The 9342-nt window shown below is 35.7% G+C and carries 12 protein-coding genes; 11 read left to right on the forward strand and 1 reads right to left on the reverse strand.

From position 1 onward, the window contains the following. The first annotated feature begins 33 nt into the window (after window positions 1-33). The 6 genes from FC65_RS01205 (at window position 34) to FC65_RS01225 (ending at window position 3945) form a co-directional block, all read left to right on the forward strand. Window positions 34-1200: a pyridoxal phosphate-dependent aminotransferase gene (locus tag FC65_RS01205; RefSeq protein ID WP_010494193.1), complete on the forward strand. Its 1167-nt coding sequence runs from the start codon at window positions 34-36 to the stop codon at window positions 1198-1200. 27 nt (window positions 1201-1227) lie between these two features. Continuing rightward, window positions 1228-2007: a glutamate racemase gene (gene murI, locus FC65_RS01210; protein ID WP_056971249.1), complete on the forward strand. Its 780-nt coding sequence runs from the start codon at window positions 1228-1230 to the stop codon at window positions 2005-2007. A gap of 32 nt (window positions 2008-2039) precedes the next feature. Then, the gene (locus FC65_RS01215; protein WP_056971250.1) at window positions 2040-2564 is read left to right on the forward strand and encodes a GNAT family N-acetyltransferase; all 525 of its coding nucleotides are present in this window, start codon (window positions 2040-2042) and stop codon (window positions 2562-2564) included. Window positions 2565-2568: 4 nt separating this feature from the next. Continuing rightward, the gene (locus tag FC65_RS12270; RefSeq protein ID WP_235803051.1) at window positions 2569-2949 is read left to right on the forward strand and encodes a YjjG family noncanonical pyrimidine nucleotidase; all 381 of its coding nucleotides are present in this window, start codon (window positions 2569-2571) and stop codon (window positions 2947-2949) included. Between the two features lie 4 nt (window positions 2950-2953). Further along, window positions 2954-3262, forward strand: a complete 309-nt coding sequence (locus FC65_RS12275) for an HAD-IA family hydrolase (protein WP_235803052.1) — start codon at window positions 2954-2956, stop codon at window positions 3260-3262. Window positions 3263-3483: 221 nt separating this feature from the next. After that, a complete protein-coding gene (locus FC65_RS01225; protein ID WP_056971251.1) occupies window positions 3484-3945 on the forward strand; it encodes a hypothetical protein in 462 nt (153 codons plus the stop codon). Between the two features lie 72 nt (window positions 3946-4017). Here the strand turns inward: FC65_RS01225 and FC65_RS01230 are convergent, their stop codons facing one another. After that, the gene (locus FC65_RS01230; RefSeq protein WP_056971252.1) at window positions 4018-5718 is read right to left on the reverse strand and encodes an Rqc2 family fibronectin-binding protein; all 1701 of its coding nucleotides are present in this window, start codon (window positions 5716-5718) and stop codon (window positions 4018-4020) included. A 187-nt stretch (window positions 5719-5905) separates the two neighbouring features. Here FC65_RS01230 and FC65_RS01235 point away from each other — a divergent pair, with 187 nt between their 5' ends. The 5 genes from FC65_RS01235 to lepB all read left to right on the forward strand — a co-directional run bounded on the left by FC65_RS01235 (window position 5906) and on the right by lepB (window position 9249). Then, on the forward strand, window positions 5906-6334 hold the full coding sequence (locus tag FC65_RS01235) for a MarR family winged helix-turn-helix transcriptional regulator (protein ID WP_056971253.1): 429 nt from the start codon (window positions 5906-5908) through the stop codon (window positions 6332-6334). A gap of 87 nt (window positions 6335-6421) precedes the next feature. After that, window positions 6422-7288: a DegV family protein gene (locus FC65_RS01240; protein WP_056971254.1), complete on the forward strand. Its 867-nt coding sequence runs from the start codon at window positions 6422-6424 to the stop codon at window positions 7286-7288. 19 nt (window positions 7289-7307) lie between these two features. Further along, window positions 7308-8117, forward strand: coding sequence for a TIM barrel protein (locus FC65_RS01245; protein WP_056971255.1), 810 nt, complete (start codon window positions 7308-7310; stop codon window positions 8115-8117). A gap of 96 nt (window positions 8118-8213) precedes the next feature. Beyond that, the gene (locus FC65_RS01250) at window positions 8214-8642 is read left to right on the forward strand and encodes a hypothetical protein (protein ID WP_010494181.1); all 429 of its coding nucleotides are present in this window, start codon (window positions 8214-8216) and stop codon (window positions 8640-8642) included. Window positions 8643-8652: 10 nt separating this feature from the next. Further along, on the forward strand, window positions 8653-9249 hold the full coding sequence (lepB, locus tag FC65_RS01255) for a signal peptidase I (RefSeq protein ID WP_010494179.1): 597 nt from the start codon (window positions 8653-8655) through the stop codon (window positions 9247-9249). Window positions 9250-9342: the final 93 nt, after the last annotated feature.

Here is a 9342-nt window from a genome sequence, read left to right on the forward strand (position 1 = left end):
ATAATGTCAATTTGATGAAAGGGGCGTGAGAAAATGGTTTTAAAACATAAATTTAATCAAGAAGTAAAACAAGTTGCAATTTCAGATATTCGCCAATTTGACATTGATGTCAGTAATATTCCGGACATCATTAAGTTAACTTTAGGTGAACCGGACTTTAATACGCCTGAACATATTAAACAAGCTGCAGTTGATGCAATAAATGACGATCAGTCTCACTATACGCCTAATCCTGGGATTCCAGCTTTGCGTCAAGCAGCGGCAGATTATTACAATTCAAAATATCATTTAAACTATGAACCGGAGCAGGTCATTACAACTATTGGAGCCACCGAGGGGATCGCAGCAGCTTTACAAACCATTTTAAACCCAGATGATGTGGTTCTTGTCCCAACACCTGTTTTCCCGATCTATATTCCAATTACTCAAATCAATCACGGCAAATGCATAACTATAGATACTAATGCTGATGGGTTTCTTTTAACTCCAGAAAGGTTAAAAGAAACTATTAAAAATAATCAAGAACGTAATATTAAAGCGCTAGTCTTGGTTTATCCAAGTAACCCAACTGGAGTAAATTACTCGAGAGAACAGTTACGAGAATTGGCTGAAGTGATCAAAGAAAGCGGTATGTGGGTTTTGTGCGATGAGATCTATGCGGAATTGACTTATGGAAAAACACATACCAGTTTAGCTGAGTTTTTACCTGACCAAGTATTGCTTGTTACAGGTTTATCCAAGTCCCATGCAATGACTGGGTGGAGAGCGGGCTTTCTTATGGGTCCAAATGATTTCATCGAACAAGCGATCAAGGCGCATCAGTACTTAGTAACAGCACCAACAAACAATGTTCAGTTTGCTGCACTTGAAGCTTTAACTAATGGACAAGAAGACAGTAAACAGATGAAGAATGAATATATCAAAAGACGGGATTTCTTTTGTCAAGAACTTGAACAATGCGGTTTTGAGGTTGCGAGTCCGGATGGAGCGTTTTACTTATTCGCTAAGATCCCTACCAAATTTGGAACAGATTCATGGAAATTTGTAAGGGACTTGGCACAAAAAGCACAAGTTGCTTTGATCCCAGGTGCATCATTTGGACCTGGCGGAGAAGGGTATGTGCGTGTCAGTTATGCCGCATCCATGGATAAATTAAAAGCTGCTGCTAGCAGGATCAAGGATTATGTCAAAAATAATTAGTTTAAGGTGCAACGGAGGCAAAATATTTTGAATTCTAATGAAAAAACTAGACCTATTGGAGTTTTTGACTCGGGGGTCGGTGGTATCAGCGTTTTAAAAGAATTATACAAATTAATGCCAAACGAAACATATTTGTTTTATGGTGATTCGAAAAATGCTCCGTACGGAGTTAAAGATAAAGAAGAAGTTTTTAGGCTGAGCCATGATATTGTTGAAAAGTTTATTCAGCTTAATGTAAAGGCGATAGTAATTGCTTGTAATACTGCAACTAGCGCGGCCATTGACCGTTTAAGAAAAGAATTTTCAGAAGTTATTTTTGTTGGGCTGGAACCGTCTGTTAAACCAGCTATTCAGCATAAAAGTAATTCTGAGGTTGTAGTTATGGCAACCAAATTAACTTTACGAGAAAAAAAGTTTGCTGAGCTGATCTCGCAGTATGAAGACCAGGCAAATATCATTCGGTTACCTGCGTCTGATTTAGTAGAGTTCATCGAACATGGTGATACAAATAGTCCCGCACTATATAAATATTTAAATGGACTATTGGAACCTTATAAGGGAAATGTTGATTCAATTGTTTTAGGCTGCACTCATTTTCCGTTTGCACGGGCTGCTATCCAAAAAATTGTTGGTCCTAACGTTTTCATCACAGATGGTGCTTTTGGAGCGGCAGCTCGCTTAAAAAGCCAATTAGATAAATACGCGCTGCGAAATGATTGCTCAAAAAAAGGAAAGGTCCAATTCTATAATAGCAATCCAGATCCGCGTGAAATTCAGTTAAGTAAAAAACTCTTTCTTGCTCAATGATACTTATTTAGTGATCGGTAGGGATAAATGTTATGTTACAACTTAGATTGGCAACGTTAAATGATTTACCAGCGGTTATGGAAATTTTTGATCAAGCACGTTTATTTTTAAAACAAAATAGTATACCGCAATGGCAAGATGGTACACCGAACAAGAACACTTTTTTTGAAGATATCAAACAAGAAGACCTGTTTTTATTTGTAAACGAAACAGAAATTTTAGGGATCGCAGCTCTAAAGTTAGGACCGGATCCTTTTTACGATGTGATAAAGCAAGGAGAATGGCTTTCTGATGCTCAATATTATACTATCCATCGTTTTGCGATGAGTTCTAAATATCGTGGAGAGCATTTAAGTGAACCTTTTTTTAAAGAATTGTTTGAAATAATAGTAAAAAGGGGAATCTACCATGTACGTATCGACACTCATCCACAAAATGCCGGTATGCAACATGTGATCAGCAAGGTGGGATTTCAATACTGCGGAATTGTTGAAGTTAAGCAAGAACAAAGTGACCCAATAAGAAAAGCTTATGAATTAAAGATTAAACAGGAGTAGATAATTGACTGATAAAAAATATCAAACATTTATTTTTGATTTAGACGATACGTTGCTCGACTTTAAATCAGCTGAACAACAAGCATTACAATTGTTATTTTCTGATTTAAAGTTGAAATTAGATGAACCGGCTAAGCAAGCATTTAGCAATTTTAATCAAAGTTTATGGAAGAAATTGGAAAAAAAGCAAATTACTCGTGAGCAGCTTTTTGAAGAAAGATTTCATACTTTTTTCAAAAACTACTATCAGTTGGAAATCAATGGTAACAGTTGTTCTGACCAATATTTGTCATATTTAGCTTATGGTCATGAAGAAGTGGATGGGGCCATAGAACTTTTGACGGAACTATTTTCAGCAAAAAAAGCAGTTATATTTAGCAACTAACGGTGTGTTTAAGGTACAAATTCAACGCCTTAAAGATGCTAAAATGGCTGAATTTTTCGAACAGGTTTTTGTTTCCGAGAAAATAGGCAGTGAAAAACCAGATCCTGAATTTTTTAAGTATTTTTTTAGTCATTCTAACGCTGACCCTGCTCAGACGCTGATCGTCGGTGATTCCCTAAGTTCAGATATCTTGGGAGGTATCAATGCAGGAATCGATACCATGTGGTTTAATCCAGAAAGGACTACCAACTTCTCACAGATAAGCCCAAGTTATCAAATTGATTCTTTAAGTGAAGTAAAGAAGTTTGCTTAGAAGTTCAAGTTGTACAAATTACCTAAATCTTGTATGTACTATTATGTAGTTAAAGTTTTATTGACCTTGATTCAGCAAAAAAAGAATGAAAAATATGTTGTGGTGATCATATGAAAACTTGGAACTTTTGGCTGAAGAGTTTATAATTAAATTGAAGTTAAATCATTAGGTCAAGCTTAACTCTGTGCAAACTTGAATATAGTTAACAGGGAGGTGCAACTATGATCGAGAGTATTCGCTTAAAAAGAAAAGAGGAATTACCGGTTTCTATCGGAGATGTAGTTCAGTATCATGGTGGAACATTTGTAATAATCAATATCTTAGGGATCGATGTCAAGTCGTTTCGTGAGAATGATAATAACATTTTTTATTATTGCCTCGGACAACTTTACGGTTCTCCAGATCTGGCTGCAAATTATTTGACCACCGAAAATGAATTAAATTTCTCACCTGATCAATATTACAATATTCCTCAGGTAGGGGATATTTTCTTTGATAATACAATTGGTATCTGGATCAGGATCCTTGAAATCCGCAAGGTCAACTTTAACGATGAAGGTATGCAAGTTCAGTTCAAGTTTTCACCTGTTAAAGAGTGGTCAAGCGAAAAAATGGAAAAAGTATTTACCGCATCAAGAGCACGACATATGAAATTAGTCAAAAATGATTCTGTTGGTTTATAAAAAAAGTCTTCATCTATTCGGCACATACTGCCATTGATAGATGAAGACTTTTTGTAAGTTACACTCTGTTATTTATTTCAATTTTTCTATTTCTTCTTTTTCAGGAGTGACATATATAGTTTTTTGACCTTCATAAATGACAAAGCCAGGTTTTGCTCCGTTAGGTTTACGGATATTCTTTACTGGAACATAGTCAACCGCTACGTTAGACGAGGATCTGCCTTTAGAAAAGTAGGCTGCAATTTGTGCTGCTTGAGTAAGTGTTTCATCGCTTGGTGAACTACTATGCACAATAACGTGTGAACCAGGAATATTCTTAACGTGAAGCCAAAAATCGCTATTTTTTGCGATTTTCATGGTCAAATGATCATTTTGTTTGTTGTTTTTACCAACAGAAATTCTAGTTCCATCGTTACTGGTAAATTCAGCTGGCTTGCTCAAACTTTTGCGTCTCTTGTTTTTTGCCGCCGGGCTATTTTTTTGCGATTTCAAATAACCTTGTTCCTGTAACTCGACTTTGATCTCTGGAAGGTCGCTTGGATCTGCCAGTTCAATAGTGCTAGCCAGTGATTCAAGATAATTGATTTCTGACTTTGTGTGCCGAATCTGTTCACCTAAATATTTCACAGCATTTTTGAGCTTCTGATAACGTTTAAAATACTTCTGTGCATTTTGTGAAGGGCTCAGTTGATTTGACAAATTGATTTTTTCAGGTTGCTCATTATTGTAGTAGTTAGGCAACGTGACGGAGGTCATTCCTCTCTTGACCTTATATAAATAAGTGGTCAGCAGTTCACCTTTGATACGGTAAAAATCAGCATTTTCTGTTGCTTTAAGCTCTTTTTCTTGCTTTTTTAACTTTCTTTCATTTTTACGCAGATTATTTTTGACAACTTTGATCAGATCAGCACCTTGTTGCTTGACTCGGTCGTGTTGGGCTTTTTCTTGGTAAAATTTATCCAATAACTCACTTAAAGTTTCCCAGGTTGATTGAACTTCCATTTGACCAGAGAAAAAGCTGAAATCAATTTTATCGTTATGTGTGATAATAACTGGAGTAGGACTTTCAGTTTTTTCGAGGAAAGATTTGTATGCCTCGTTGACAGTTTTATACTCGGCTGAATGTAATGTATCGGCTAAGAGTAAGCCTGACAATTTTGAGAACCCTTGATAAGCTTTCATTAATTCGGAAGCTAGAACATCTCTATTGGGGAATTGCTTATTTAACTCTGAAAAGAAGTCCTGTTCAGAAAAAGGATCTGTTTTTTCTTGCTTTGGTGGAGTTCGATAAGTCGAACCAGGCAGTAGAGTCCTATAACGATCTTGTTGTACCGGGACATGCTTGATCGCGTCTAAAACTTTATTTTCTTGAGAATCAATCAAAATCACATTACTGTGTCTTCCCATGATTTCGATACTTAACAGTAGAGTGATTTGATCTCCAAGTTCGTTTCTACGGGTAAAACTTAAATAGATAACACGATCAGTTTGTAATTGCCAAATATCCTGAATTTTTGCGCCATCAAGATATTTGCGCAACATCATGGTAAAGTTCGTAGGAGTTTGGGGGTTCTCATAAGGTATCTTTGTGATCTGTATCCGTGCATAATTAGGGTTTGCTGATAACAACAAAGGATAATTATGGCGGTTAGCCCTAATTGTTAAAATCACTTCATTGGAATAGGGCTGCGATATTTTTGCCACACGACCGCCAACTAGTGTATTTTTTAATTCATTAACCATCGCATGTGCGAATAAACCATCGAAAGCCATTATTGAACACTCCTTTTTATTGTTTACAGTAGTTACATTTTAACCTTTATTTATCTTTTGAGCAAAAGCTATTTGTAGTTTTTCTTTCTGTAATATGTTAAATCCTATACTATACGAAACTTAAACTTGTTTGTTGTTGAGTTAAGTTGTAATATACAATTATAGTTCATTTTATGGAGGTGAAACATTGAAAGCAAGTTTAGACGTCTTGTTAGATGTTCAAAAAAATTATAAGCAGTTATTAAAAAAGATGACTCGCATACATACTTTGACAATTGCAGAATGGCAACTACTTCAAAATGTGTTGGACGGTAATGATACTCAAACAGAACTTGTCAAAAAGACTAAATTAGATGTTTCGACCCTTAGTCGTCAGTTGAGCAAATTGGTTGAAAAGAATTTATTATCTATTAAAAAAATGGGTGAAAAGCCAATGGCTAGAAAAAAATATCTTTATCAAATAACTGATCAAGGTAGAACTGCTCTAAATGAGATGAATGCTGATTTTGAAAAAATGAGTAGTGAATTATTTTCTCAGTGGACAAACGAGGAACAAAATTTACTAAAAATCTTGTTAAATCGTCTCAATACAAGTTTTGAAAGGATCGAAAGCTAGCTAAGATACCATGAGTATGTTACGATTAAAATCGCAATTATTTTTTAATTAATTTAAGTAAACAATGATCAAAGTAGGTGTAATTTTATGAAAATAGCTGTTGTTACTGATAGTACGGCTTATCTTTCACCAAAACAAATAGAAAAATATAATATTCATGTGATCCCGATACCAGTTATAATTGACGGAAAAACATATCAGGAAGATGTCGACATCACAACCGATCAATTTTTTGAAAAGTTGAGGTCTTCAGAGTCTTTTCCAAGTACATCACAACCTCCGATCGGTGAGTTGGTAGAAATGTACGAAAATCTTGGGGAACAGGGTTATGATACTGTGATCAGTATCCATTTAGCGGCAACAATTTCTGGTCTATATAATACTTTGAAGACAGTTGTTACTCCACAAGTCAAAAATGTCAATGTTATTCCATTTGATTCGCAGATCACGGTTATGCTAATGGGAAATATGGTGGTCGAGGCTGCTCGAATGGCACAACGCGGCGAAACAAGTCAGCGGATCATTGATCGTTTAGAGCACTTAAGAAAAACAGTCGATGAATATTTTGTTGTCGATGATTTGCAAAATTTGGTTCGTGGCGGGCGTTTATCTAATGCATCTGCTTTTATTGGCAGCGTCTTAAAAATCAAGCCCATTCTAACTTTTGATGAGCAGTCAGATAAAATTGTAGCCTTTGATAAAGTTCGTTCTTCTAAACGAGCATTGAAGCGTGTTGAAAGTTTATTTGATGAGAAACTAAAAAATATCGACTATCCTGTAAGAATGATCATTATTCACGCCAACGATAAAGAAGCAGCTTTAAACTGGAAACAAAAACTAGCAAAACAATACCCTAATTATCCAATTGATATTAGTTATTTTGGACCGGTTATTGGGACTCATTTGGGGGAAAAGGCACTCGCTTTAGCATGGATGGAAGATATAGATCAGTAAAAGAGGTAATCTAGAATTTATGATAGATTTAGGACTGAAAGCCAGCACATCAGCTAGTCAAATTAAGGACCGCTTACAGTACCATCCGGATGTTTTTGAGTTTTTTACTGATGAAAATGATTTTACGACAGAAGGATTGAAACGCTTGGCATATGATATTGAATGGGTCAAAAGTGAAGCAACGGATAAGATCGTGTTTCATCACCCAATGAAATATCGTGGAACTGCAACTGAAATTATCGCGCCAGAACGTAGGTGCCCGAGTTTGTATGCTTTTGTTGAACAGTCAGCTTTAGATTTATTACAATTAGCGGATGATCACGAAGTCCAAGTCTTGATTCATGGCGCTTATGCCCGGCAAACACAGCATTTCATTGAGATGTATGCTTCTTTTGCGGAAGCTGAAGCGGCGGCTTTTGCCCGTCTAGACCATTTTCAAGAGCTGGGCGGTCGCCATGTTATGTTTGAAAACTCTATCTCACAACTTTTCGCTTATGGCTTACCAGCAGATGAAGAAAAAATTAAAGAGCATCATTATCGCTTGGCCTTTGATACGTCACACTGTTTCATTAAAGTAAAGGGTAATAATAATGCTTTGATGACTTCTCTCAATAATTTAAAAGATCAGATCGTTCATTATCATTTGGTAGATTCTTTAGGTCAAAAGCATGATAGTTTGCCTGTTGGACAAGGAAATATTAATTGGCAAGAAGTTGTTCCGTTACTGAATCCACAGGCCACTAATATTTTTGAAATACAATTAGCAAATGAAGATGATGCTGCTGAACAGGTAGCAAGTTACCAGTATCTAAAGGAATTGGAATTTTAGTTAAATTTAAATTAAGAACAATTTATCTGCTTTCACTTAACTCTTTTACTTGTCTATAATACTGTTATTGACAGTATTTGAGAAGAAGGGAGCACTATGATCAATCGAGTTCTCAATGTTTGTACTGGAATCATCGGGGTCTTATACATCTTAGTAGATATTGTTTTTCACTTAACTGTTTGGGGCTTAATAAAGTTTAAGAGGATCTCGTACCCGCTAGCTTTCAGACTCGCCGATAACAAGAGCTTATTTTTCAGTATTATCTTGATTTTGACATTTATCATGTCCTTATTAAGTTTAATTGCATTGATCAGTAATCTTATTTTATTTGTTCGGGCAGATTTCATCTTGAGAGTTGTTCTTACTACGAGTGGTTTCTTTTTGCCTTTTGTTCATGGGGAAGCTACCTTGAGCCTGTGCTTCGAGGTTTTCTTTATTAGCTTGTTTTTGATTTATTTATATAAAATAAGTCATCGTAAACAAGATATTTCTGATTCTGAGTTTGAGAATTACAAACAAATGTAAAAGGAGAAATATGAATACAATAAAATCAATTATGAGTTGGTTGGTGCCCATTTTGATCGGTCTATTGGCTGCAGCATTGATCAAGACTTTTTTATTTACTCCGGTAAAAGTTGATGGTTCATCAATGTATCCGAACTTGCAGTCAACTGAACACGTGATGTTGCTTAAACAAGCAGACATCAAGCGTGATTCAGTAGTCGTCTTTAATGCATATGGTGTAGATCACCAGAATCCGGAAATGACCAAGAAAATGATGTATGTCAAAAGGGTCATCGGTCTGCCTGGCGATAAGATCGAATATAAAGACAATGGTGATTTATATGTTAACGGCAAATTTCAATCACAGAGTTATATCACCAAGGCACAGCAAAAACAAGGAACATTGCAGTTAGCAGACAGTTTAAACCCAGCAGCGGATGTGCACTTGGGAACAGGTCAGACATTTACAGTACCACAGGGAAAATATTTTATGCTGGGTGACAATCGACATGAATCTAATGATAGCCGTTATTATGGTTTTGTTCCTAAAGATAAGATACTAGGAGTTGTTAAAGTTACTGTTTGGAATAACAAACGTAACGTAATAAATTCTTTTGCAACAAATTAAAATATCAAGGTTCACTGAAGGTCTGGTAAAAAATTACCAGACTTTTTTTATAAAGAACAAAATTACCCCGATTTAAAATTGAAGTGCAACACT

This window comes from Ligilactobacillus acidipiscis DSM 15836 (genome assembly GCF_001435755.1).
Classification (GTDB): Bacteria; Bacillota; Bacilli; order Lactobacillales; family Lactobacillaceae; genus Ligilactobacillus; species Ligilactobacillus acidipiscis.

What these genes read in the sequence shown, in the direction of transcription:
- FC65_RS01205 (WP_010494193.1), top strand. Translation starts at nt 34, where the DNA reads ATGGTTTTAAAACATAAATTTAATCAAGAAGTAAAACAAGTTGCAATT.
- FC65_RS01215 (WP_056971250.1), top strand. Translation starts at nt 2,040, where the DNA reads ATGTTACAACTTAGATTGGCAACGTTAAATGATTTACCAGCGGTTATG.
- FC65_RS01225 (WP_056971251.1), top strand. Translation starts at nt 3,484, where the DNA reads ATGATCGAGAGTATTCGCTTAAAAAGAAAAGAGGAATTACCGGTTTCT.
- FC65_RS01230 (WP_056971252.1), bottom strand. Translation starts at nt 5,718, where the DNA reads ATGGCTTTCGATGGTTTATTCGCACATGCGATGGTTAATGAATTAAAA.
- FC65_RS01240 (WP_056971254.1), top strand. Translation starts at nt 6,422, where the DNA reads ATGAAAATAGCTGTTGTTACTGATAGTACGGCTTATCTTTCACCAAAA.
- FC65_RS01245 (WP_056971255.1), top strand. Translation starts at nt 7,308, where the DNA reads ATGATAGATTTAGGACTGAAAGCCAGCACATCAGCTAGTCAAATTAAG.
- FC65_RS01250 (WP_010494181.1), top strand. Translation starts at nt 8,214, where the DNA reads ATGATCAATCGAGTTCTCAATGTTTGTACTGGAATCATCGGGGTCTTA.
- lepB (WP_010494179.1), top strand. Translation starts at nt 8,653, where the DNA reads ATGAATACAATAAAATCAATTATGAGTTGGTTGGTGCCCATTTTGATC.